The 24,639-nt window shown below is 38.8% G+C and carries 28 protein-coding genes (1 of these 28 running past the window's edge); 14 read left to right on the top strand and 14 right to left on the bottom strand.

The features are described from left to right. Positions 1-5 precede the first annotated feature (5 nt). A complete protein-coding gene (locus R2800_01920; GenBank protein ID MEZ5015783.1) occupies positions 6-1,076 on the top strand; it encodes a mechanosensitive ion channel family protein in 1,071 nt (356 codons plus the stop codon). A 2-nt stretch (positions 1,077-1,078) separates the two neighbouring features. Here R2800_01920 and R2800_01925 read toward each other — a convergent pair whose 3' ends face one another. Continuing rightward, positions 1,079-1,498 (bottom strand): hypothetical protein, encoded by a 420-nt coding sequence (locus R2800_01925; GenBank protein ID MEZ5015784.1) that lies wholly within the window; start codon positions 1,496-1,498, stop codon positions 1,079-1,081. 30 nt (positions 1,499-1,528) lie between these two features. After that, positions 1,529-2,062: a YdcF family protein gene (locus tag R2800_01930; GenBank protein ID MEZ5015785.1), complete on the bottom strand. Its 534-nt coding sequence runs from the start codon at positions 2,060-2,062 to the stop codon at positions 1,529-1,531. A 91-nt stretch (positions 2,063-2,153) separates the two neighbouring features. On the opposite strand from R2800_01930, the gene R2800_01935 reads away from it, so the two are divergent. From R2800_01935 to R2800_01950, 4 genes are all read left to right on the top strand, one after another. Next, complete coding sequence (locus R2800_01935) at positions 2,154-2,693, top strand: DapH/DapD/GlmU-related protein (protein ID MEZ5015786.1); 540 nt, start codon at positions 2,154-2,156, stop codon at positions 2,691-2,693. Positions 2,694-3,110: 417 nt separating this feature from the next. After that, a complete protein-coding gene (locus tag R2800_01940) occupies positions 3,111-3,479 on the top strand; it encodes a cupin domain-containing protein (GenBank protein ID MEZ5015787.1) in 369 nt (122 codons plus the stop codon). Positions 3,480-3,573: 94 nt separating this feature from the next. After that, positions 3,574-4,077 (top strand): DUF1761 domain-containing protein, encoded by a 504-nt coding sequence (locus tag R2800_01945; GenBank protein ID MEZ5015788.1) that lies wholly within the window; start codon positions 3,574-3,576, stop codon positions 4,075-4,077. 124 nt (positions 4,078-4,201) lie between these two features. Continuing rightward, positions 4,202-4,750 carry a hypothetical protein gene (locus R2800_01950; GenBank protein ID MEZ5015789.1) on the top strand — a complete coding sequence of 183 codons (549 nt, stop codon included), beginning with the start codon at positions 4,202-4,204 and terminating at the stop codon, positions 4,748-4,750. Positions 4,751-4,754: 4 nt separating this feature from the next. Here R2800_01950 and R2800_01955 read toward each other — a convergent pair whose 3' ends face one another. Further along, positions 4,755-5,114: a hypothetical protein gene (locus R2800_01955; protein ID MEZ5015790.1), complete on the bottom strand. Its 360-nt coding sequence runs from the start codon at positions 5,112-5,114 to the stop codon at positions 4,755-4,757. 178 nt (positions 5,115-5,292) lie between these two features. Between R2800_01955 and R2800_01960 the strand changes: the two genes are divergently transcribed. Further along, positions 5,293-5,583 carry an HPF/RaiA family ribosome-associated protein gene (locus R2800_01960; protein ID MEZ5015791.1) on the top strand — a complete coding sequence of 97 codons (291 nt, stop codon included), beginning with the start codon at positions 5,293-5,295 and terminating at the stop codon, positions 5,581-5,583. A gap of 72 nt (positions 5,584-5,655) precedes the next feature. Here R2800_01960 and R2800_01965 read toward each other — a convergent pair whose 3' ends face one another. Then, positions 5,656-6,168: a DUF4168 domain-containing protein gene (locus tag R2800_01965; protein ID MEZ5015792.1), complete on the bottom strand. Its 513-nt coding sequence runs from the start codon at positions 6,166-6,168 to the stop codon at positions 5,656-5,658. Between the two features lie 201 nt (positions 6,169-6,369). On the opposite strand from R2800_01965, the gene R2800_01970 reads away from it, so the two are divergent. The 5 genes from R2800_01970 to R2800_01990 all read left to right on the top strand — a co-directional run bounded on the left by R2800_01970 (position 6,370) and on the right by R2800_01990 (position 11,285). Next, on the top strand, positions 6,370-7,617 hold the full coding sequence (locus tag R2800_01970; GenBank protein MEZ5015793.1) for a hypothetical protein: 1,248 nt from the start codon (positions 6,370-6,372) through the stop codon (positions 7,615-7,617). An 87-nt stretch (positions 7,618-7,704) separates the two neighbouring features. Then, positions 7,705-8,373: a class I SAM-dependent methyltransferase gene (locus R2800_01975; GenBank protein ID MEZ5015794.1), complete on the top strand. Its 669-nt coding sequence runs from the start codon at positions 7,705-7,707 to the stop codon at positions 8,371-8,373. A gap of 45 nt (positions 8,374-8,418) precedes the next feature. Continuing rightward, positions 8,419-9,003, top strand: a complete 585-nt coding sequence (locus R2800_01980; protein MEZ5015795.1) for a hypothetical protein — start codon at positions 8,419-8,421, stop codon at positions 9,001-9,003. 61 nt (positions 9,004-9,064) lie between these two features. Beyond that, the gene (locus R2800_01985) at positions 9,065-10,510 is read left to right on the top strand and encodes a DASS family sodium-coupled anion symporter (protein ID MEZ5015796.1); all 1,446 of its coding nucleotides are present in this window, start codon (positions 9,065-9,067) and stop codon (positions 10,508-10,510) included. Positions 10,511-10,592: 82 nt separating this feature from the next. Continuing rightward, positions 10,593-11,285, top strand: coding sequence for a hypothetical protein (locus R2800_01990; protein ID MEZ5015797.1), 693 nt, complete (start codon positions 10,593-10,595; stop codon positions 11,283-11,285). A gap of 79 nt (positions 11,286-11,364) precedes the next feature. Here R2800_01990 and R2800_01995 read toward each other — a convergent pair whose 3' ends face one another. From R2800_01995 to R2800_02025, 7 genes are all read right to left on the bottom strand, one after another. After that, a complete protein-coding gene (locus tag R2800_01995; protein MEZ5015798.1) occupies positions 11,365-12,093 on the bottom strand; it encodes an SDR family NAD(P)-dependent oxidoreductase in 729 nt (242 codons plus the stop codon). A gap of 12 nt (positions 12,094-12,105) precedes the next feature. Further along, a complete protein-coding gene (locus R2800_02000; protein MEZ5015799.1) occupies positions 12,106-12,804 on the bottom strand; it encodes an outer membrane beta-barrel protein in 699 nt (232 codons plus the stop codon). Further along, entirely contained in the window at positions 12,801-13,085 is a 285-nt protein-coding gene (locus R2800_02005; protein ID MEZ5015800.1) for a hypothetical protein, read from the bottom strand. The genes R2800_02000 and R2800_02005 overlap by 4 nt, the downstream gene beginning before the upstream one ends. A 64-nt stretch (positions 13,086-13,149) precedes the next feature. Continuing rightward, positions 13,150-13,737, bottom strand: a complete 588-nt coding sequence (locus R2800_02010) for a Crp/Fnr family transcriptional regulator (GenBank protein MEZ5015801.1) — start codon at positions 13,735-13,737, stop codon at positions 13,150-13,152. 34 nt (positions 13,738-13,771) lie between these two features. Next, entirely contained in the window at positions 13,772-14,365 is a 594-nt protein-coding gene (locus R2800_02015) for a class I SAM-dependent methyltransferase (protein MEZ5015802.1), read from the bottom strand. A gap of 39 nt (positions 14,366-14,404) precedes the next feature. Beyond that, the gene (locus R2800_02020; GenBank protein MEZ5015803.1) at positions 14,405-14,734 is read right to left on the bottom strand and encodes a hypothetical protein; all 330 of its coding nucleotides are present in this window, start codon (positions 14,732-14,734) and stop codon (positions 14,405-14,407) included. Positions 14,735-14,847: 113 nt separating this feature from the next. Then, the gene (locus R2800_02025; protein ID MEZ5015804.1) at positions 14,848-16,161 is read right to left on the bottom strand and encodes a T9SS type A sorting domain-containing protein; all 1,314 of its coding nucleotides are present in this window, start codon (positions 16,159-16,161) and stop codon (positions 14,848-14,850) included. 158 nt (positions 16,162-16,319) lie between these two features. On the opposite strand from R2800_02025, the gene R2800_02030 reads away from it, so the two are divergent. Beyond that, entirely contained in the window at positions 16,320-16,544 is a 225-nt protein-coding gene (locus R2800_02030; GenBank protein MEZ5015805.1) for a hypothetical protein, read from the top strand. 23 nt (positions 16,545-16,567) lie between these two features. Here the strand turns inward: R2800_02030 and R2800_02035 are convergent, their stop codons facing one another. Then, positions 16,568-17,020 carry a carboxymuconolactone decarboxylase family protein gene (locus R2800_02035; GenBank protein MEZ5015806.1) on the bottom strand — a complete coding sequence of 151 codons (453 nt, stop codon included), beginning with the start codon at positions 17,018-17,020 and terminating at the stop codon, positions 16,568-16,570. Between the two features lie 77 nt (positions 17,021-17,097). Further along, positions 17,098-17,670: a Crp/Fnr family transcriptional regulator gene (locus tag R2800_02040; GenBank protein MEZ5015807.1), complete on the bottom strand. Its 573-nt coding sequence runs from the start codon at positions 17,668-17,670 to the stop codon at positions 17,098-17,100. A 175-nt stretch (positions 17,671-17,845) separates the two neighbouring features. Here R2800_02040 and ileS point away from each other — a divergent pair, with 175 nt between their 5' ends. Both ileS and R2800_02050 read left to right on the top strand, forming a co-directional pair. Then, positions 17,846-21,181 (top strand): isoleucine--tRNA ligase, encoded by a 3,336-nt coding sequence (ileS, locus tag R2800_02045; GenBank protein ID MEZ5015808.1) that lies wholly within the window; start codon positions 17,846-17,848, stop codon positions 21,179-21,181. Positions 21,182-21,192: 11 nt separating this feature from the next. After that, on the top strand, positions 21,193-22,455 hold the full coding sequence (locus R2800_02050) for a TraR/DksA C4-type zinc finger protein (GenBank protein ID MEZ5015809.1): 1,263 nt from the start codon (positions 21,193-21,195) through the stop codon (positions 22,453-22,455). A gap of 60 nt (positions 22,456-22,515) precedes the next feature. Here R2800_02050 and R2800_02055 read toward each other — a convergent pair whose 3' ends face one another. Further along, positions 22,516-24,639: the 3' portion of an outer membrane beta-barrel protein gene (locus R2800_02055; protein MEZ5015810.1), read on the bottom strand. It continues 663 nt past the right edge of the window; only the last 2,124 of its 2,787 coding nucleotides appear in the window; its start codon lies beyond the right edge, outside the window; it ends in the stop codon at positions 22,516-22,518.

Below are 24,639 nucleotides of genomic sequence, written 5' to 3' on the forward strand. Positions count from 1 at the left end.
TTTTTATGACTGATTTTTTGAACCAAGTTTTTCTTGGTAATACGGTGAAAACATGGCTTTCGGCAGTTGGTCTTTTCTTGGTGGCGTATATACTGGTGCGTGTTCTTAAAAATATTGTCGTTAGCTATTTAAAAAAGTTGTCAGAGAAAACAGAGACTACTTTTGATGACTTTTTAGTGGAGGTCTTAAATAGATCTATAGTTCCCGCTGTATATGTAGGTTGCGGGTATTTGGCATTTACATATTTAGAGTTCTCTGATAAGGTACATAATGCTATCAAAATAGCATTGATGTTTGTATTTACGTTTTATGCTTTACGTATTGTTACCTCCATTATTAAATATTTTGTTTATAAATCGCTGGATAACTACGATGATAGTGAAGTGAAGAAGAAACAAGCAAGGGGTATGCTTGTTATCATCAACGCTGTTGTTTGGTTTCTTGGTTTTGTATTTTTGTTAGATAATTTAGGGCATGATGTTACAACCATTATTACAGGTTTAGGTATAGGTGGTATTGCTATTGCACTGGCTGCACAAACTATACTAGGAGATCTGTTTAGCTATTTTGTCATTTTCTTTGATCGTCCTTTTGAGATAGGTGATTTTGTAATAGTAGATGATAAATCGGGTACAGTAGAGTATATAGGTATAAAAACGACACGTATCAGGACATTGAAGGGAGATTTGTTGATATGTTCTAATACCGATCTTACCAATGCTAGATTACACAACTATAAGAAGTTGGAAAAAAGAAGGGTAGTTTTTACTGTTGGTGTGCTATACGAAACCACACAAGAGCAAGTAGAAAAGATACCTTCAATCTTAAAGAAAATAATTGATGATGTTGAGGATGTAGACTTTGCCAGATCTCACTTTTCCAACTATGGTGCTTTTAGTTTAGACTTTGAGTCAGTATATTATGTTAATGCCAACGATTATGATGTGTATATGGATAAGCAGCAGGAAATATATACTAAAGTGTTCAAGGCATTTAATGAAGAAGGTATAGGTTTTGCATATCCTACTCAAACAGTATATATGGGTAAGGCCGATGTGGCTAGAGGAAATGCATAGAGCTATTTTTCGCCCTTTTTGCGTTTGCCTCTTTTAGTTACTGTTTTCAAATTGTTTTCAACAATGCTCCAGTAACCATAAACTTTTGTTGTTGATTGTTTGCGCAGGTCTACACCTACTTTTTCAGCAATATACCAGCAGAGTTCGTAGCCAAAATCTTTATTCAGCTCATCTACTTTTGTATAGGAGATATCGTCCATGTATTGCAGTATGGTTTTGCCAAGTAGGGCTTTAGTTGGTTTTCTTTTACTAGTATTATAAATACGGATAAGCTCTGTGCAGCAATCTTCTACAATATTATTGATAATGTCTTTGTCGTCGTCGCTGGACTGTTCAATAGTAGGTAGTAGGTCTCTAAAGTTATGGTACTTGTCTATCCACCTGAACTTTCGTAATTGTTCTATGATCTCCTCTTTCTCCATACAAGTGTATAAAGCTACTGCTAGTATAGTTTAAAGTTTTGTGCGTCTACTTTTTAATTGCTTTGTTGTGTGGTTGTACAGCCATTCGTTACCCATAAAAATATACCAAAGCATCATTAGTTTTTCTCTGACTAAAAAAAGCGTCTTGCGGAGGAAAGTAAAACTTTTAGGGAAAGGTGCACCTTCAACGCTATAATGGGCAATAAAACGAGAAAATAGATAGTCGGCTCTTTGCTTATGAAAGCTAGAAGTGACCACTATAGCACTGTTATAGTTGAGCTGTTTCATGAGTCTCACACTATATAGCGCATTTTCATAAGTGTTTCTGGCTTTGCGCTCAAGGATAAGGGATTCCGGAGGTATCTCGTTTTTAATACAATATGCAGCCATTACTTCAGCTTCGACTATATTGTTGTGTACGGCTGCACCAGACACGATTATTTTTCGGGCAAATCCATATCGGAAAAGGTCTATGCCTTTATCTAGTCGAGAAAGCAAAACATCATTAAGGGTGTCCGTGCTTTTTACAGGGTAGCCCAATATGACAATAACATCAGCTTGCATCTGCTAAATATACGTATTGTGATATGATGTTGTGTATTTAATTATACCTTTACGAAAGGTAAACGACTCCAAATCTCACAAAGAACTATAAATGTTTCAGCAGATAGGTTTTTTTTATAGAGACTGTAAACGCCGTGTGGGCAAAAGGTGGCTTTTATGGCTGTTTGTATTTTTTTCACCTGCTATAGTTGGCATATTTTGGTACCGTTTTGAGCGAGGAATGTTTCTCACCTTTGGGAAGCTATATAAGGGTATCAGGATACTATTCATTCCTTTAGAATACCTGTTCCAGTCGTATAGTAATATCGATATACATTATCAGGCAGATATTGCAGGAGGGTTAGCGGTGTTGCATCCATCTATTGGTGTAGTTATTTCAGGTAAGGTAATAGCCGGAAAGAATTTGACGCTTACAGGTGGTAATACGATAGGTATTAATAAAAAGACTAATTGGGGTGACTTTGTTATAGGGGATGATTGTATACTAGGAGCAAATGCAACAATAATGGGAGGATTAAAAATGGGAGATGGTATAACAGTAGGTGCAAATGCTTGTGTGACCAAGTCTTTTACTGAAAATGGCATAAAACTTGCAGGTGTTCCAGCTAAGATGTTGCAGATAATAAATTAAAAAATGGTAATTTTCCATTTTATGTGTAAAAAGGGAAACTCTATCGTCTCTTACTAGTTACTAAGTTACTATATGTTTAAAGAATATATTGTAGAATTTACTCCTATATTATTAGCTATTCTATTTGCTTTATATGCATATTTCAAATTTGCAGCTATTATAGCATCGGGTTTAAACCGCAATTATATTCAGTTGTTTCTTGTTTCTCTGTTCCCTTTCAGCAAATCGGTAATAAGAAATACATTTCATGAAAAGCTGAAACGTTATTACAAGAAAAGCAATAGGCTTAATTATGTGTTCTACATATTGTTTTTCATTGTTATCGCATTGTATTTACTGATGAGTATTATATAATACCATTTAAGTTTTTCTTTTACAACAATACGCAGTTAACTTTATAAGTATAAAATATTTATAATGGATATTCGAGTTATAAACCTCGAAGAGAAGCTGTCTTCTTTTGATACATACTGGGACCCTCACATTATAGGTGAGCTTAATGGTCAACATGTAAAGCTTGCTAAATTAAAAGGTGAGTTTGTATGGCACAGTCATGAAAAAGAGGACGAGCTTTTTCTTGTTGTAAAAGGAAAATTAAAAATAGTATTAAGAGATAAGGTCCTAGAGTTAAGAGAAGGCGAAATGGTTATTATTCCCAAAGGTGTTGAACATAAGCCAATAGCAGAAGAAGAGGTGCAGGTGTTGCTATTCGAACCTGTAAGTACTATTAATACAGGGGATGTTCAGCACGCTGATTTGACAAAATCTCAGCTAAAGAAGATATAAGGAATAATTCCTCCAAACGGGCTTCTGTAGTATTTGATTGGTTTATATATGTGTAGGATGTTTTATATATTCACATTAACTAAAACTAAGCATAATGGTAAACATCAACTTTCTTGTTACTGCTCTAGCAGCATTGATCCCTCTTATAGTAGGTGCTATATGGTACAATCCGAAAGTATTTGGTAGTGTATGGTTAAAATCTACAGGCTTGTCGGAAGAAGAGCTTAAAAAAGCAAATATGGCTAAAGTATTTGGTCTTACTTATGTTTTTAGCCTTTTGATAGCAATTATTCTAAACCCGATAGTAATACATCAGTTTGGATTTCAGTCTATGTTAATGGGTGAAGCGGATCTGCTAACAGAAGGGTCTGAAGCAAATCTTTTCTTTACAACTACATTAGAGAAGTATGGTACTGCGTTTAGAACATTTAAACATGGTATGTTGCATGGCACGATCAATGGGTTGTTGTTTGCTACGCCAGTTATAGGTATTGTAGGTTTGTTTGAGCGAAAAGGGGCTAAATACATTTTAGTACATGCAGGTTATTGGATTCTTACATTAGGACTTATGGGAGGTGTTATTGGTCAATTCCCATAAAGTTGTTTATAGATATTGTTTGAAAGAGGCTTGTCTCAAGCCTCTTTCTTATTATCAGAAAGTTAAAGTCGAAAGTAGTGTAGTTAAGTTTCCTTAAATTAGTATGTTTTAAATGAATGGAAAGATGAAACAGTTATTACTAGTAGCCTTATTATTTATCACGAGCTACGGCTATGGTCAAGAGCTATTGCCTAATTGGTATGTGTTAGAAAAAGGAGCTTCAGTAGGTATTTTAAAGCCGGGTATTAATGATCTGATAGCACATCTAGGCACAAGCCAAACAGGTCAGATCAATAGAGAGGAGATCAATAAGGTCAATGAAAAACTGGTCTACAAGCCAGGGCATACTATTTTGGTATATGCCGATGCAGGTGATGGGGTTTTTATGGCTACAGACGTAGAAGGTAGAACCCTTTTAGTAAAAGGCTCAGTAACCAAGGCGGAGTATGGAAAGGGGTGTAGTCCTGCTTATGTGCAGCGAAATATGCAAATAGCTGAAGGCGACTTGATAAAAGCAGGCTCTTATGTTTGGGTAAAGCGTATAGAAGGAGATAAGGCTGTAGTGCAATATGCCAATAAAAAAGATCTAGCAGTTCCTATAAATGTACTTTACATAGTAGATGCAACTGCGAAAGATATGATGAAGGATATCATAATGAAACCTGTGAGATAGTGCTCTATTTTACATTCCCCTTACTACCGTAGGGTACAAGTAAGTACAAGTATAGTACTCTGGCATAGCGCATAGACCAAGGTTGTAATAGTAGTACTGTTAAGGTACTTGAGGCCATGTAGTAATAGAAACTATTGTCTTTGTAAGACAGTCCGAAAATAGGCCAATACCAAAGTATATTCAGGAAGAAGATAATAACAGTTAAAGCATAGTTTATGCCAGGGCCATTATTGGTTTCTGTTACCATTTTCATATTGCATACAGCACATCTGTCTACCATGTAGGACAACTCCTTTAAAGGGAAAACGCTTTTGTTTACAAATGAATCCCCTTTTCGACAGTTAGGACATTTCATTTTTGCCATACTAAGAAGTAGACTCGGCTTTTTGCTGCTAGAACACATACGGGGTGAAAGTACAAAATATGATTTACTGAAAATGCTATGTGTTTAAGAATAGTTAAACTGGATTGATGAAACGTAGTAATAAGGCGTTTCTAGTGTATATTTGATGGTATAGAGTAACCTAATAAAATAGAAGAATATGGAAGTAATAATACAGTCAATAGACTTTACAGCAGGAGAAGAACTGGAAGGGTATGTAAGGGAGAAAATGCAAAAATTAGATAAGCTGGACGATAAGATAATAAGAGCTAGAGTTAAGTTGGAGAAAGGGCAAGGTAGTACTAACAATCATTTATGTGATGTAAGACTGGAAGTGCCGGGCAATGATCATATTGTCAAAAAAACAGGCAACTCTTATCAGGAGGCTTTGCTGGTAGCTATTGATACATTGCAGGATGTAGTAAAGCGCAGTAAAGAAAAACAGAGTTAGGTTGTTGTTTGATATAGCTACAAAAAAGCCACACTGTTAAGTGTGGCTTTTTTAATACCTGATTGTTATTGATTATTCTCCTTCTTCATCGCCTTCGTCGGTAGAAGCATCAGCTTCACCCATACCCATCATTGCATCGATCTTAGTACGGAAATCTGCATTTTGTTGATAGGTCATCGCCATTTGCTGAAACTTCATAGCATCCATACCGCTAGCACTAACCGCTTTTTGCATTTCCATGCCCAGCTCTTGTTGAATTGAGTTGGCTTTAGTAGCTACAGCCATAAAAGCGGTTTTCTCTTCTTCGCTAGCACCACCAAAAGTTTGGTCGCCTTGCTGTGCTGCCATAGCCATGCTTTGGAATTTATTCATATCCATGCCTGACTCTTGTACGGCTGTCATCATCTTCTTTTGAGCGTCCATTTGTAATGGTAGGGTTTCTTTATTGATAGCTACAAACTGCTCTATATCATCATCAGTATAGTCAGCTGCTCCACCTTGAGCCATTACGGCACTAGTTGTGAAAAGCAAAGCTACTGCAGTTAATAATGTTGCTATTCTTGTTCTCATTCTCTTGATGTTCATATTTAATATAAAATTTAGAAAACAAAGCTAATGTAATAATTGTGAGATGTAAAAAAATTATTACGGCTGTTTCAAAGGGTATTTATACCCCTAGAAGGATTGTTTTATTACCGGATAAACAACTGTAAGTCAATTATATTTTTGTGGTAAGCTATAGAGGCCCTCATTTATTATTCTACACCATTAAAACAATTTAAGACTATGTCACACCATGAGCAGGTGTTTTTAAGTGCACCTAAGTTTTTAGACATCAACCACAAAAAAGATAAGATCAAAGATTTTGTAAGGCTTTATGTAAAGGGGCAAGGGGTTGTCACTTTTAAATTAAAAGAACAAGCGCCATTTGACTTGACGATCAATAATCCAACAGACGATGGTGTTGAGGCTATTAAGATAACTGTCACGGCTGAGAAGGTTGTTTTTTCTCAATGCAAATCTGGTAAGTGGGAGGATATGAGTATTCATGGAGGAGGTTCGGAGCTAGGCATCGATAAAGACCCTGATTGTGTTTATTGGTATAGCATCGATTATCACAACCGTTATTTGCGATATGGTAAAGGGGAAGTACGTTTAAACACAGCTTTGGCATCGCAGCATTTACAACAACCTACGAGTAGTAAAAAGAAAGACGAATATGCTTGGCTAAACGAAGTAAGGAAAGTGGTTATCGATCATAATGTTATTCATCCACTACGTGTTTGGAGAGACCCTGTTGTGATAGACCCTCCACTAGCTGTTGTAGATAGGAATATGATCGCTATGGATGATATCGCTTTAAATAACTGTACTGTTCCTGAAAACCTGACAGCTGTTTGTCAGCAACTATATGCTAACGTTGGGGGGCAAAATTTTCAACTCAATACGCCAGACTTCCCATTTTTTGTTGACGCCGTGGAGGCAAGTATCAAAAGTCCTAAAGGGTGGTGCTACAAAACATTAAAGGAAAAGGAAGGCGAGTTCGGACCAGGCAGTGACCCAAAGGAAAACTATTTGCGCATTACTATGGGTGTGAATCAAGGAGACTCGCCTGGCATACCTTATGTTATGGAAATATGGCCTCCGGGATGTTATTCGCCAATACACAACCACGCAAGAGCCAATGCTATAATACGAGTATTAAGCGGTGAAATTAATGTGAGTCTTTATCCAATGTTATCCAAGTATCATGAGGTGCCATTTATGGATATCAACTTTAGAAAAGACCAAGTGACTTGGATATCTCCCGAGCTTAATCAAACACACAAGCTGCGTAACCCTAACGAGAGTGGTCCTACATGTATTACTATACAGTGTTATACCTATGCAAAAGGGAATATGGAACATTATGAATACTTCGATTTCTTAGATGAAGAAGGCGATATACAGCAATTTACTCCCAATTCAGATTGTGGTTTCCTGGAGTTTAAAGCCATAATGAAAAAAGAATGGGAGGATGGTACTACGCGTTGATCTTGTAAAGTCCTATCACCATGACTATCTAAGGCCACTATTATTGAGTAGTGGCTTTTCTGTTGTAAGCATAGTAAATTGCAGGCTATGGCTAATAAGGTAAAGGAACTTTTTAATAGTTGGGCTGGTGCTGAACGTGGTGAGCGTATGGCAGCCGGGCATGATGTTTTGGTAGAGCATATACTACAGTTATGGAAAGGAGATGATATAGAAGCATTGCTGGATGTAGGATGTGGTAATGGTAGAGCATTGACACTAGCTAAGGCAATTGGTGCCAAGCATTTGATAGGAGTAGACCTAAGCGATAAGATGATAGAAACGGCTAAGCAAAACTTGCCCGAAGCTCAGTTTTATAATACACCCATGCAAGAGTTACACATGCTGGCAGATAATAGTTGTTCACATATTATGTCTATCGAAGCGTTATATTATTTGCAACAACCTATAGATGGTTTGAAAGAGTTGAGCAGAGTGTTGATGCCTGATGGTAAGATAGCTATAGCAATAGATTTCTATAAAGAAAGCATCGGGACGCATAGTTGGTCAGCAGCATTGGGTTTCGAGTTGAGTTTGTTATCAGCAGACGAGTGGGTTGCGTTGTTTCATGAAGCGGGTTTTAAAGGTGTAACTGCATCGCGAATACACCGTACAGAAAATATAAAAACAGAAGAAGCATTTGATCCTTCTCCTTTTTTCACCAGCTATGCTATGTATCAAGACTATATAAATGCAGGAGCATTGCTATTATCAAATTAGTTATATGTATAGTTAGTATATTTAGATATACATAAACCTCATATTATGCAAAGATCTCTGTTATTTGCCTTTCTTTTTTCTTTTCTATTTATCGCTAATGGTTGTGCGCAAGGAGACATTGATAAGTATCCATTACCCAAAGGATGGTATAAAGCAGGAAGTGTGCCTAGCAAATATGCTATGGGTGTGGCTGATAGTGCCGGTAGGCAAGGAGGTAATGCTGCTACGATACAGTCAATAAAAAAAAGAATTACAGGTTTTGGTACACTAATGCAAACAAGTATGCCTGATAGCTTTTTGGGTAGACGAGTAAGGATGACTGGCTATATGAGATCTGTAGAGGTAAAAGGTTGGGCTGGATTTTGGTTGAGAGTAGATAAAAATGATGGTAGCAGGGGGCATAGCGCATTTGACAATATGTATGATAGGAGAGTGGTAGGCACCACAGACTGGAATAAATATGAAATAGTATTGGACATAAATGAAAACACAAAGCAACTGGCATATGGCGCGTTGTTAGATGGAACGGGGCAGATATGGTTTGATGATATTGAGTTTGAAATAGTAGATGAAACTGTAGCTACGACAGGTAGCCGTAATAAGGTGAGCAATACTGATTTTGAAGAATGAAGCTCATCTTAGTGTGTAAAGAATAAATATGTCATTCTAATTTTTATCTTCATACTCTTATATGTATGCTAAATATATAGATAGAGTAAAGCTGTTTTTAGGCATTGTTTTCTTTTTATTTATGCTTTTTGCCAACCCTTTTGGGCTTGAAGCAAAAGCTGCTACCTCACTGGCTATAGCTACACTTATGGTTACATGGTGGGTGAATGGTGCATTGCCTATGCCTGTAGTAGCATTGTTGCCGCTGATACTATTTCCCTTGTTTGGTATAGCGGGTATGAAGGAGTTAGCCCCCTCTTATGCTAACCCCATTATCTTCCTTTTTATGGGTGGGTTTATGATAGCACTGGCTATAGAAAAATGGAACCTGCACAAACGTGGTGCATTATCCATCATCAAACTAACAGGGACTAGCGGTAATAAAATAGTACTCGGGTTTATACTGGCATCGGGGTTAATGAGTATGTGGATAAGCAATACAGCTACTACTATGATGATGTACCCTATAGCCCTAAGTGTTATTAGTGTAATGGAAAAACATAGCACCACTACAGGGAATATCAAGCACCTTAGTGTCTCGTTATTGCTAGTCATTGCTTATTCTGCCAACTTTGGTGGTATAGCTACTATAGTAGGTACACCACCAAACGTAGCTTATACGGCTTTCTTGCAAGACAAGATGGGTATGACCATACAGTTTGCCGACTGGATGAAATTGTGTGCGCCTATATCTTTACTGTTGTTGGGTATACTATATATTGTTACCACAAGATTCTTATATCCCAACCGTATAAAAGATGATGCAGCCGCAAAACAGTTGATCAACTCAGAGTTGAAGCAGTTAGGCAAGCTATCTAAAGTAGAGCGTAGGGTGTTAGTTGTTTTTATAACAACAGCACTATTATGGATAACAAAAGGTTTTATCAATAAGGCTCAGAATGTAATACAACTGAATGATGCTTTAATAGCGCTAATGGGCGGTGTGAGTATGTTCCTTATACCATCGGGCAACGCACAGACGAAGAGGTTATTAGTGTGGGAAGATACCAAGAAGATGGCTTGGGGTATCCTTATCTTGTTTGGTGGTGGTATAGCATTGGCCAACCAGCTGGAGCAAGTAGGTATTATACAAAGCCTAGGCGAGTGGATGGCAACATTTGCATCAGGTGGCATTGTCTTAGTATTCTCAGTAGCTATTATTTCTATATTCATAAGTGAGGTAATGAGTAATGTAGCGCAGGTCATTGTTTTTGCTCCTGTTATTACCAGCTTGGCTATTGCGTTGAAGATAGATCCGATACAACTTGGTATAGCCATGACACTTGGTGCTAGCTGTGCTAGTATGATGCCTATGGGGACGCCTCCTAATGCAATAGTGTTTGCTAGTGGGGAGTTGAAGCTAAAAGATATGACCACTACAGGCTTTGTGATGAACATGGTATCGGCTATACTTATTACATTATTTTGTTGGTATGCGCTGCCGCATTTAATAGCTGTATTGAATTAGTGCTTCTTGCTTATTTGTTTGCTATGAATTAATGTTAGATTGCTATATTCGTGTATTGTTATACATTCAAAACACATGCATCATGAAAAATAAACTAACACTTATAGTTCTTGTTTCCTCTTTTTTATTGGCCTCTTGTGGAGAGGCAGAACCTGAAGAAAAAGTTTCAGAACCTATAAAAGAAGAAGTAGGTTATCCATTAGATAGTGTGGCAGTTTGGGAAAAAACAGCAATTGGTGGTATCGACTTCTTGGTAGGTGCAGAGGAAGCAAAGGAGCAAGTGGCTATGTTTAAGGAGGCTTGTACCGTCTCTATTAATGATGGTAGATCAACAGCGTTGAAGTTAGGTGCTTGGCATTTTGATGGTGTTGAAACTAAATATTACATAGATAGCCTTTATGAAGTGACCTTGTATAGCGAGGTGCGCCATATAGATGGTCATGGGTATAGTAGCGAGGCTATAATGGGTGATGTTACTAGAATTGTTAGTTTATTGACAAAAAAATATGGAGCACCAAAACAGTTTCAGGTGCTTGATCAGGTAGTGCCAAAGGGAATGACTAATCGTGCTTTATATTATTGGAATTTAGGCGAAAAGAGTATTGAAGTATCTGTAGGTGCCAGAGGTATTAGTTCTTCAGCACCCCCTTTCATAGAGCTGCGTATTTATAGAAGCGATTATAGTAGTAAGGCTTTTAAAAAGTCGCAAAAAGAATATGAAGAAAAAAGAGCCAAAACAAAGGCTCAAGAAGAAAAAGCTCAGGATTTGTTATAGTCTGTATTTATAATAATACTTGATATAAAAAGGAGGTTGTTCATACACCTCCTTTTTATTTAAAAATGAATGATATTCTTTATCCTTTACTCAAGATATTATCTGCAAGTTTTGGGCTTATTCGTGCCAGAAGTCGTAGCATTTTTACCTTGCCAATATTGATCTCGTATTTATCTTTCTCGAATGCAGTGATGAATTCATCCGTCAATTCTTCAGCACTTATTTTTCCTTTACCTCGCCCCTTGGTCATGTCTGTATCTACGAGCGATGGTATGATCTCAAATAGCTTGGTATGTGTTAGCTGATATCGCAATGCCTTAGTGAAAATGTGTAGTCCTGCTTTTGTGCCACAATATACAGGAGCAGACTGTTTAGGCACTAGCCCCAGTGCTGATGATACATTTACTATGGCAGCATTATCATTTTGTTCTAATAATGGTAATAGTAGTGTTGTGAGTTTTATAGGAGCGAGCAAGTTGGTATTTATTTCATGCTCTACTTTTTGTAGTGCGTTAGGCTCGTTGGTTAGTTCGTAGTTGTACTGTACGCCCGCATTGTTGATGAGTATATTCAGCTTTGGGAACTGTTGTTCTATAGTATGTACGAGGTGGTCTATATCTGCTTGTTGGGTAATATCGCAAGGTATAGTGTGTACGTCAGGCAGCATGGCTTTTACCGCAGATAGTTTGTTGGTGTTTCTTCCTGTAATGATAATGGTATTACCTAGTCGGGCAAACTTTTTAGTCATAGCCAAGCCAATACCCGAAGCTCCGCCTGTTATTAGTATTGTGTTGTTCTTTAGTTGCATAATAGTTACGTTTTAAAAATGATAGGCAACGCCTATGTGAAATACTTTGTATCTGTTGGTGACACTGCTTTTAAAGCCATCAGTCATTTTATCTTTAATGAATTGTTTGTCTTGTGATGATAAGATAGTCGTGCCGCTAAAACTATATTCGGGAGTGGGTATAGGGGTAAACCATGCTGGTGTCCACTCTGCATTTATAGACAGGCCATTGTTGAAGTTGTATTGATAGCCAATGCCTATGGCTAAGCCACTACCTGCTTTTCTTGTTTGTGTTATCTGTAAGTCTCCGTTATAAGTATTGCCATTTATTATTCTGTTAGCAGGGGCAAAGTTCATGGTTTCCACATCGCTACCGTTGTATACAAAACCTAGTGAAATGTATGGTGCATACCTAACAGGTGTATATCTACACTGTACCAAAAGCCGTTGAGCCACATCTTCTTTGGCTTGTGTAAGTTGTGATAACTCGCTTGCCTTTACGTTGAAAGAACTCTTGTCGCGTTTTATCTTATCAGCCGTTTGGTATATAACACCAACATAAAGATGCTCGTTGAAATGGTAGCCTAAAGTAATACTTGGTTTCAGGCTGCCACCTATGGGCAACTCTCCAAGCCCTAAGCCTACTTGCCAGCTATTGTTTAACGACTGTTGCGCTACACTGTGTGTAAGCCCAGACAATAGAAAGGCTATTGTAATAAATAACTGCCTCATAGTCTATGAATAATGTTGATGATAAAAGAAATGAGGTGTGCTAGTAGAAAGCCAAAAACAAAATTGACAATAACCGTAAGTGCTGTAGCTCCTGCAAGTCCTAGTTTGCGTATAGCCAAGCTATCGCCTACAGTAGTGGCATTGCCCAACACCTTGTTGAGTACTACCCATGCATTAAGGTGCTCTGCCTCTGCACCCAGCAGATAGTCTACAATTAGCATAATGCCCAGTGAAGTAATGGTGGCTATTAAGTAAATAGCTGGATGGAATAATGATTTCATAACCTTTGCTTTTAGTTGATACTGCAAAGGTGGTGTACTGCTAGGGGCTGTGCATTAACATAGGTTAAGAACTATTTTTGGCTAATGCCGCTCTTATTCTGCTTAGTTGTATAGGGGTGATGCCTAAGTACGATGCTATATGATACTGTGGTATCTGCTGCTCTAGATTGGGAAACTGCTCTTGGAATATTTTGTAGTTGGTAGTTGCATCATTGGTTACCATCATTATTTCCTGACGCTCTTTGTGCATCCATAGTTGCTCCAGTAGCCTACGGTAAAAGGTGTTGAGGCTGGGGTGCTCTTTGGTTAGTTGTAAAAACTTATCGAAGTTGAAGAGGAGTACTTCAGCATCGGTCAATGCCTGAAAGTTGAGTGCAGAGGGTTGCTTGCTGATGAGTGACGTAATAGGAGTAGGAGACATACCAGGTACAAAGAAGTTTTTGTTGTACTCCACTCCATCATTGCGCGTATAGAAAACGCGAAGCACACCATGAAGTAGCATACTGCCACTATGTGGTCGGTCGCCTGCTCTGAAAAGGTACTCGTTACGTTTAAGGCTATGAGGTTTGAATAAAGACTCCAATGCCGTCCAAGCTTCCTCTGCAATAGGGGTATAGCCATTCAGCACTCGTTTTATGTCTGTAATATCCATACTTTTAAAATAATAAAATAGCCTCGTAGTATCACTACTTGGTAGCTACCATACGTATCAGTTCTGCCTCCCCTTTGTGAAAAGGACCTTCGTCCAAGTCTACAGTATCGGTATGTATATCGATGTGTGTGAAAGCAGAGAAGTCGTCCAATAGCATATCTAGCGCATAGAGCATGGCGGCATTTTTAGGTCCTCCCGATGTGTTGCCCAACTGGTCGGGGTTGAAACCCTCGAGTATCAATGTGCCACCAGGTTTTAACCAACGTAGAATATTGAAATGAAACATGGCTCTATCTTCTGGCATCAGGTGGAAGTATACAAGGGCTATAGCATCAAAACTGTTGTCCTCTGCATCAAAGCCATTGGTATCTGCATGTAAGTAGTTGAATGATAGATTCTCGTCTGCTGCACGCTTCAAGGCTTTTTCTATAGCTACATCGCTACCGTCAAAGGCAGTTACCTCCCAGCCTTGTTTGGCTGCATATATAGCATTGCGCCCTTCACCCTCGCCGGGTAGCAATAGTTTGCCTGCTGATAGCTTGTCCAACTCTTGTTTAAAAAAAGTGTTGGGCTTGGTACCATAAACCGTTTCGTTCTCCTTGTAGCGTTCGTTCCAAAATTGTGACATAACACACAAAGGTAAGGAAGTATTAAATGCTACTTAGCATTATCTAGCTGTTGCAAAGCTAGCTGTAAGCTGGTTTGCGCCTGTCAGTTTTCCTTTTCCTTTGTATACTGGTTTGTCGTCAATAGACCATACTAGATCGTAGTCCTTCTTGTCTTTGGTAATAATCAGTGTGCCCACTTTAACGGTGTCGTCTATATCTATCCAAGAAGCGATATAGCTGCCTACTAATGCATCTGTATCATCAGTACATTCAGTTTGACGGGCAATCTCATTGTATGTTTTTTGAGGTTGATCTTCGTTGCGATATAGCCCATTAAGACAACCATCTTCTTCAATTTGGTACACAACAGTACCTTTTGCATCCCTCATGATGTAGCAAGTTTCTCTCTCTTATTGTAAATATCTATTAAGGTTTTTATAAATGCAAACCTGAGGGTGTTTATATATGGGTGATATTTGTATGTTATGTGTGGACTTAATACTTAGTTGACTACCATTTTTGTAATAGTTAATACTCTATTGTTTTCTTGTAATTGCAGTAGGTATATACCTGCAGGCAGTAGGCTATTGTTTATTGCTACTTTGGCTGTATTTATATTACTTATTGAATTGATGGTTTTGCCAGTTATATTTTTTATTACCACACTATAGGTATGTCCTTGTTGATAGTTGAAGCGAAGTGTTGTTTGCTGACTTGAGGGGTTGGGGTAGAGGGTTAGCTTTTGTTGTGCGGTTGTGTTTTTTGTGATTATTGTAGGTGGTATAGCAGTACTGCAAGGTTTGCTATTGTGAAAGTATATATTCCCTACAGTACTTACACTATTTCCATCTCTTATGAGTGCTCTTATTTTCAGAGAGTCCGTTTCGCAAAAACACATGCTGTATAGCATAGCATTTTGTTTGTACTTGTAGTCGATGTTGTAATTGTTGCTATGGCAAAGAGTGGTGTTTTTAAAGAAGTTTTTAGTCGTGTCGTTTACCCAGTAGTTGGCCTCAATACCGATGTTGTTGTAAATGATCTCGTTGTTGATAATACTAATCTCTTTTGCACTGTCTATCTGTAAGGCAATATGGTTGTCCTTAAAGAGGGAGTTTTTTATATCATCAGAAGCTGCCGCAACTACTTGGTTGTTGGTAAAAATACAGCTATCTATATGGCCGCCCTTTACTCCATTTGTATTTAGCTTAAATGTGCAATTAGTAAAATAGGTGTTGAAGTTATTTGCATTATTGTTAGTAATACTTGCATTGTGAGAAAAACTGCAATGCTTGAAGAAGGCGCTATCTTTTTGGATAGGTGATGTTGTATTGGGAGTTAGGTACACTTCTTTATTGTCTCTGAATGTACAGTATTCAAAATCATGTATTCCAGAGGTGTTAGTATATGTAGGGTTTCCGATAAAATATCTCGCACATTCTATGATGCAATATTTCATTTTTATCTGGTATTGTTTTCTCAGTGTGCCATTTCTATATAAGTAAATGCCTGTGTATCTTTCTTTGCCTTTTACAGAGCTCGTGGTCGTGAATTTGATACTGTCTTGAGCCGTCCCTACAGCATGCAATTGTCCTTTTAGTTCTATGGTAAGGTTTTTTCCGTCTAAAAATTGTACTTCCACACCTGGTTCTATAGTAAGAACAACGCCGGAGTCAACAGTAAGGACACTATCAATAATGTATGGGCTATTGGCTTTAGTAAAAGTTGTGTTGGTGCTGATAAGTCCTCTAACATTGGTTTGGGCGAAAGAGGAAATAGATAGTAAACATAGACCAAATAATAAGTGGGCAATTTTCATAACAAGGGCAGTTTAAGGTTTAAGTATAAGTATAGACCTCTATTAAGTGTATAAAGTTGGGTTATAAACTATTGTGATATAATTAGTAACTTATATTATCAAGCTATTTATGAAGATAAACAATACAATAATTTATTATTTGATACGTTTGTTAGTTCATGATGAAAAAGCCACTTAAGGGTATTGTATTGTTATATCTATTATCTGTAGCTATTACGGGGGCGTTGTATATCATAGATAGTGACCCTCCATATGCTAACCATTGGCATACATATGGAGAGTTTATCTTATTGTCCTTTTTAGTGATGGCGATGCTTACTACTATAGGGGGTGTTGCGGGAATGCTTTATCGTTTGGTGATGAAGGTTGTTTTGAGGAGATAAATACCTGAGACGCCTAGCGTTTCTTATTCGGCAATAACAAGTAGCCCCATGTTTGTAGCAACAGCCAGCCTATTCCATGCATTGATAGTGATAATAGCCATGATGATGTGACTAAGGTATTCTGCACCAAATAGAGTGAGTGCATTTGTATAAGTCTCGTTTGTTACTCCTTGTTGTGGTAGTTCCGTTATTTCGTCTGTTATAGCGAGTATGGCCTGTTCTTCTTCAGAGAAAACTGTTGTCTCTTTCCATGCCGATAGGAGGTAAAGTCTTTGTTCTGTTTCTCCCAATTTTCTAAGGTCTTTAGTGTGCATGTCTATACAGTAAGCGCATTTGTTAATGATAGAAGCACGTAGTTTTATTATTTCCTTGTGTAAAGGTTTTAAGTTGGTAGTGCCTAAGTATTCTTCAAGAGCCATAATAGCTTTTCCTGCATTCGGCGTTACTTGTTGCATGTCTAGTCTTTGCTGTATCATACTATTGGTTTTTGTATGATAGCAAAGCTATTTTGTGAATACTGGTAAAAACTTAAACTGGTTTAAGAAATGAAAAGCTAAGTGATCTTTTTACGCAGCTCACTTAAATATTCGGGTGTAAAACCAAGAAAGGAGGCAAGCATATATTGCGGTATACGCTGTGCAAATTCAGGGTAGGCTGCTAGGAATCTTTTGTAGTGCTCCTCTTTTGACATACTGTATAGAAACTTAATTCTCATTTGAGCAGCTGCATAAGCATGCTGCAATACAATACGCATATATTTTTCTAAGAGCGGTATCTGAAGGGATAGAATGTCTTGGTTTTCTTTTGAAAGTGCTATTACAGTACTGTTTTCTACAGCTTGTATACAGAAGTCAGAAGGTGCATTTTTTAGTAGGCTCATATTGTCTGTTAGCCACCATCCCTCTATTGCAAACTGTGTGACCTGTTCTACACCCCTTTCATTTATAAAGTACATCCTTATACACCCTTTGGCTACGTAATAGCTGTGTGTGCATATTTGCCCTTCTTTTAAAAGAATCTCTTTTTTAGGTACATCTTGTATAGAGGTGTGCTGTATGATCGATTCGGCTTCTTGATCGTTTATGGAGATATATTGCTTTATATGTGCTATAAGTTCTTTTGCCATAACTGCTATATTGTAAAGCAAAGGTCTGAACAATTACAGTTAGTTAAAAATGGAGCCTTTATCCGTAGTCGATTATTGTCCTCAAATGCCTGTAGGGATAACATATTCAGCGTTTTTTTAATTCAGTAAAATTCGGTAACTTCGCGCCTTAATTTTTATAGTTTGGGCATAGTCTATGTCGGATAAATACAAGGAATACAGCAAGTTAGATATGCCTGCGATAGAGCAGGCAACACAAGCCAACTGGAAGGAGCAAGATACATTCCGTAAAAGTGTGGAACAGCGCGATGGGCAGCAAGAATTCGTTTTCTACGAAGGGCCGCCTAGTGCTAATGGTATGCCTGGCATACACCACGTTATTTCCCGTACGCTGAAGGATCTTGTTTGTAGGTTCAAAACCATGCAGGGTTATCAGGTGAAGCGTAAGGCTGGGTGGGATACACATGGTCTTCCCGTAGAGTTGGGTGTAGAGAAGGAGTTGGGCATCACAAAAGAAGATATAGGTAAGAAAATAAGTGTAGAGGACTATAACCAAAAATGCCGTGAGGCAGTAATGCGTTATAAGAGCGAGTGGGAGAGCATTACGGAGAAGATGGGCTATTGGGTAGACATGAGCGACCCATATGTGACCTTCGACAACAAATACATCGAGACCCTATGGTGGGCATTAAAAGAGCTACACAAAAAGGGATACTTATACAAGAGTGTTAGTATACAACCCTATAGTCCCGCGGCGGGTACAGGTCTTAGCTCGCACGAGCTGAACCAACCGGGTACGTATAAAGATGTGAAAGACACTACGGCAGTAGCCATGTTCAAAGCAGTGAAGGATGCCAAAACGCAAATGCTCTTTGATGCAGCAGGTAGCGATGAGGTGTACTTTATGGCATGGACCACCACACCGTGGACATTGCCAAGCAACTGTGGGCTTACCGTAGGGCCTAAGATCGATTATGTATTGGTAAAAACCTTCAACCCCTACACGCACCAGCCTACTAATGTGGTGATAGCAAAAGCGTTGTTGGGCAAATACTTTAAAGAAGAAGGTAAGGATGGTGACTTTGAAGGGTATACCAGCGAAACCAAACTACTACCTTGGTCTATACTTACCGAGTTTAAAGGTGCGGATATAGTGGATGCACGCTACGAGCAGCTAATGCCTTACGAGGGTAATACTGCCGAGATAGCAGGTGGCGACCCATTCCGTGTTATATCGGGCGATTTTGTGACTACCGAAGATGGTACAGGTATCGTACACACAGCACCAGCCTTTGGTGCCGATGACTTTAAGGTAGGGCAGCAAGCAGGTATTGGTATTCTTACACTGGTAGATAAAGAAGGAAAGTTTGTAGACAGCTTGGGCAACCTTAGTGGTCGCTTTGTGAAGAACTATAAAGACGATGACGAGTACGTAGACGTAAACGTAGACATAGCCGTAGACTTAAAACTAAGAGGGCAAGCCTTCAAGGTAGAGAAATACGAGCACAGCTACCCACACTGTTGGCGTACCGATAAGCCTATTGTTTACTATCCGTTGGATGCTTGGTTTATCAAAACCACAGCGGTGAAGGATAGAATGATAGAGCTGAACAAAACCATCAACTGGAAGCCTGCTGCTACTGGTAGCGGACGTTTTGGCAACTGGTTGGAGAATATGGTAGACTGGAACCTTAGCCGTTCGCGCTACTGGGGTACGCCACTACCTGTATGGGTGAGCGAAGATGGTGAGCAGGTGAAATGCATAGGTAGTATCGAGGAGCTGATGAAGGAGTTAAGACACGCCGACAAGGTGCTGAACCTTAACCAAGCTGCGGTGTACGACCAAGATGTAGAAAAGCTAGACCTACACAAACCTGTGGTTGACCAACTGGTATTGGCTACAGACGATGGCAAGCAGTCTATGTACCGCGAGCCAGATTTGATAGACGTATGGTTTGACAGCGGGGCAATGCCTTATGCACAATGGCACTATCCGTTTGAGAATAAAGATATTCAAGGCAGTCAATTCCCTGCCGATTTTATAGCTGAAGGGGTAGACCAAACACGTGGATGGTTCTATACACTTCATGCATTGGGTGTGATGTTGTTTGACAGTGTGGCTTACAAAACGGTGGTCTCTAACGGTCTGGTACTAGACAAGAAGGGCAACAAGATGAGTAAGCGTGTAGGCAATGTGATAGACCCTTTTGAAACTATTGAGAAATATAGTGCTGATGCTACCCGTTGGTATTTAATAACCAATGCCAGCCCGTGGGATAGTATGAAGTTTGACCTTGCGGGTATACAAGAAGTACAGCGCAAGTTCTTCGGTACATTATATAATACGTATCAGTTCTTTGCTTTATATGCCAATGTAGACGGCTTCAACTTTAGCGAAGAGTATATACCTGTTAGCAAGCGTCCTGAGATAGATCGTTGGATATTATCAGAACTGAACACTTTAGTAGGTAAGGTGACTGATTATTTTAATGACTATGAGCCTACACAGGCAGGTAGAGCTATGGAATATTTCCTAGATGAGCAGTTAAGTAATTGGTATGTGCGCTTGTGTCGTCGTCGTTTCTGGAAAGGAGAGTACGAGGCAGATAAGATAGCAGCTTACCAAACACTTTATGAGTGCTTGGAGACTATGTCTTTATTGATGGCTCCGATAGCACCATTCTTTGCTGACTGGATGTTCCAAAACCTAAATGGTATTACCAAACGCCATAAAGAAGAGTCTGTACATTTAGCTGTGTATCCTAAAGTGAATGCAGACGCAGTTGATACAGACTTGGAAGAGCGTATGCAACTGGCACAGGATATTACATCTTTAGTATTAAGTATACGTAAAAAGGTGAATATCAAGGTTCGTCAGCCATTGACCAAAGTTTTGATTCCTGTGTTGGACAAGCGTATGCAAGAGCAGATACAACAGGTAGAAGACTTGGTGAAGAATGAAGTAAATGTGAAGGAGTTAGAGTACTTGATTGATACTGAAGGGTTTATCAAAAAGAAGGTGAAGCCAAACTTTAAGACACTAGGTGCGCGCATGGGCAAGAAGATGAAGATGGTGGCGGCAGCTATTGGTCAGCTAGTAGATGAGGATATTTCAAAACTGGAAAAAGAAAAGACCTACGCTTTAACAATAGATGGCGAGGTTATTGATATAAGTGTGGACGATGTGGAAATCATCGCAGAGGATATACCGGGCTGGTCTGTAGCCAATAAGGATGCACTGACCGTAGCGCTGGATATCACCTTGACCCCAGAATTGGAAGACGAAGGTAATGCTAGGGAATTAGTGAACCGCATACAGCGTATTCGCAAGGAGAGTGGTTTAGAATTAACAGATAGGATCAATGTTCAGGTTGAGGAACAGGACTTATTAAAATCTGCAATAATAAATTTCAAAGATTATATTTGCACGGAAATTTTAGCAGACAATATTGAATTATTACCTCAAATTCAGTCTGGTACTGATATTGAGGTTGGTGATACATCCTTTAAAGTGTTAATATCTAAAAACTAAAAAAGAAAGCTATGGCCACAAAAAAGAAAGCAACAGCTAAAAAAACTGTCACAAACAAAAAAGCAACAGCTAAAAAAGCTCCTGCTAAGAAAACTGTGGCCCCTAAAAAGGCAAAAAAGGCATCACCAGCCAAAAAAGAAGTAGTGAAGAAAACTGCCGCTAAAAAGGCAGTCTCTAATAAAAAGGCAACACCGACGAAGAAAACTGTAAAGAAAGCAGCTCCTAAAAAAGTAGCAAAGAAGGCAGTAGCTAAGAAGGCTACTGCAAAGAAAGTTGTTGCCAAAAAAACTGTGAAGAAAGCAGCTCCTAAGAAAGTAGCAAAGAAAACAGTAGTGAACAAAGCAACAGCTAAAAAGAAAACAGTAGCTAAGAAGGCGGTGCCAGTTAAAAAAACGGTATCTAAAAAGACAAAGGGAACAGTGAAAAAATCCACAACTAAAAAAGCAGCTCCTAAAAAGTCTGCTCCTAAAAAAGCAACAGCTAAAAAGGCAGCTCCTAAAAAGGCCGTAGCTAAGAAAGCAGCGCCTAAGAAGGTAGCAAAAAAAGCAACGGTTAAGAAAGCTGAGGTTAAAAAAGAAGTTGCACCAAAGAAAGCTGCAGCTAAAGAAGCGAATGAGAAAAAGCTTACTGCCGCTCAAAAAAAGGCAGCTGAAAAGAAAACAGCAGCAGCCATAAAGGCAATTGAAAAGAAAGAGGCGGAAAAGAATGCACCAAAGCCTTCACCAAAACCAAAGGTGGGTAGAAGATCTCGTGTGCGTGAAGACAAACCTCAAGTAATTGTTGCACACCGCAAGTTGGATAAAGCAACAGATAAAAAAGATAAGGCGAGTAAAACAATGATCAATTATCAACCTGATTTTACACGCTCTATATTAGATGAACCAATAGAAAAGAAAGGACCAGTGTATCGTTACAGCGACGAAGAATTAAACGAATTCAAAGCAATCATCAATAAGAGATTAGCAGCAGCTCGTAAAGAGTTAGGATATTTACAAGGTTTGATCACCCGTAAGGATGAAGCAGGTACTGAAGATACAGAAAACCGCTACATGAATATGGAAGATGGTAGTGGCGCTATGGAGCGTGAGCAATTGTCTCAGCTTGCTAGTCGTCAGATCCAATTCATCAATCACTTGGAGAATGCAATGGTTCGTATCGAGAATAAGACCTACGGTATTTGCCGTGTTACAGGTAAGTTGATCGAGAAGGCTCGTTTGCGTGCTGTACCTCATGCTACACTTAGTATCGAAGCTAAGAAGATGATGAGCAAATAAAAGTAAAATACTATCTATGTATAAAGCCGCTACAATTAGTAGCGGCTTATTTATTTGTAGTTATATCTTAAAGTTGCGTAGTGTATAGGTAACTGTTAGCATGAAGTATCTGTTCAATACATTGCTATAACTGTCTTCAATATAAGTGTCGGTAATTGTTCTGCTAACGTTTGTGTTTTGATTAAGTAGGTCATATACACTTATCTTGGCTTCCAGTGAGCGGTCTTTAAGGAATTTGTAACCTACATATGCATTCCATAAAAAGAAACTCTGGTTAAAGCCATCTGTCATCCCTGTGTATAGACTATGGTTAATGTTTGTGTTTAATACCAGTCTATCCTTTAACGTCAGCCAGTTTAGTTTTAACGAGGTTATTTGGTTGTAATAGGTATAATCGTTCTGTGACTGTAGTGTGTTCTTAGCTATGTTGTAGTTGCCTGTATAGGATAGGGTGAAGTCTACCTGTTCGCTAATATTACTTCCTACAACAAGTCCTCCGCTAAATTCGTAGTTGTTAGATAGGTTTAGTTGGTCGTTTATAAGTGCAGGTGTTTTGGTGTAGGTGAAACCGACATTCAGGTTAAGGTTGCTTTTTAACAGGCTTACAGGCGTCCCGTAGGTTATAAAGGCTTTACCGTTGAAATATCCGTCAAGGTTTACCGGTAGTGATATCTGGCTGCCTTGGTTTACTATTGTGCCATTACTTAGTATTGTGTCTCGTGTTGGTATGTAAGTAGCGTTGGCAACATAATCTTCTGCAAAGTTGGCCATAAGGTATGCAAAGAAACTACTTGATGATTTAGTGTTTACACTATTGTAATGCATCATTATTCTGTGCTGTACGGTTTGCTTTAAGTCAGGATTGCCTGTAGTAAGTAACAATGGATTACTGTTATCTACTACATTCTGTAGCTGAGTAATAGTAGGCGCATTAGTATGTGCATGATACATCAAGCGGGCATTTTTCCCTTTGCCTGCACGATAATTGATAAAAGCTCTCGGTAGTACATTGGTAAACGATTGGTTGACAGTAAACAGGGTAGGGAATTCTTGTGTTCCTTTTAGTTCAGATATTTGTCCGTTTATACCGATCATTCCCATTAGTTTTCTGTTGTGTTGAAACCTTAAGCCTACACCGGCTTCATGTGTTGTATAGGTGCTTTTATATTTATTAGAAAGCAGTGTGTCAAAATTGCTATAGGCTTGCTCTGCTATGCTCCTGTTGTTGGTTTCCTTGTCGGCATTATTGTTTGTGATACTCGGGCTATAGTTTGCCATCAGTTGTATGCCCTTTGATATAGGCTCAGTATACATGATGCGTGCAGATAGGGTGTTGCTCTTGGCAGTTTTAGCGTAACGTTGGTCTATTAAGCTACTATCATTACGGCTATAGGTGTTCAAAGAGTATGTATTGCCATCACCATTGCTATTGTTTACTTGCGTTCTTGCTAGGATAGACAAAGTCCTGCCTTGTTTTTTGAATTTGTGTCTATACAATAGGTCATTGGATATGTTATACCCTAAATTATTGGCACCGGTATTATTATCTGTTCTGCTATCTATTATGTCGCTAGTGTAGAAACTATATCCGTCGAGTAGGGATGTGGCTTTATTGTCTTGTAAGCTTATTCTTGGCGATATAATGATGGAGTTATTACTATCTATGTCATACTCTACTCGTAAGTTCAATCTGTGATTCTGGTTTTTACTTTCAGCAATGTTTTCTTCGTTGTACATAAGTGAGGTGTCACTTAAAATGTATTGACGGTTCAGATTGGTTTGGTTATCGTTATTGGTGCTGTTGTAAAAATAGCTTCCTGAGGCTTTTATTTTCTTGCCCCAGTTGTCCGAGTAGTTGAGCCCTATTGAATTGCTCTGTGTTATTCCATTTTGACTGCCTACCATAAAATCACTAACGTCTGTGCCGCTACCAGGTCTGCGTGGAGGTCTGCCTCCACCACCACGTCTTTGACTGCTAGAGGCGCTCATAACACCTAGTAGGTCTTCATTGCTAAAGTTCTGCTGGTTGATATTGTTTGACATGCCTATGATAGATATACGCCTATCTCCGTTAAAGATATTTACATTACCACCTGCTGCATAGCGGTCGTCGGTGCCATATCCTGCATATATTTTTCCAAACTGACCATTATTCTTACCCGCTTTGGTAATGATGTTAATTGC

Source organism: Flavipsychrobacter sp. (assembly GCA_041392855.1).
In the GTDB taxonomy this organism is placed as follows: Bacteria; Bacteroidota; Bacteroidia; order Chitinophagales; family Chitinophagaceae; genus UBA5543.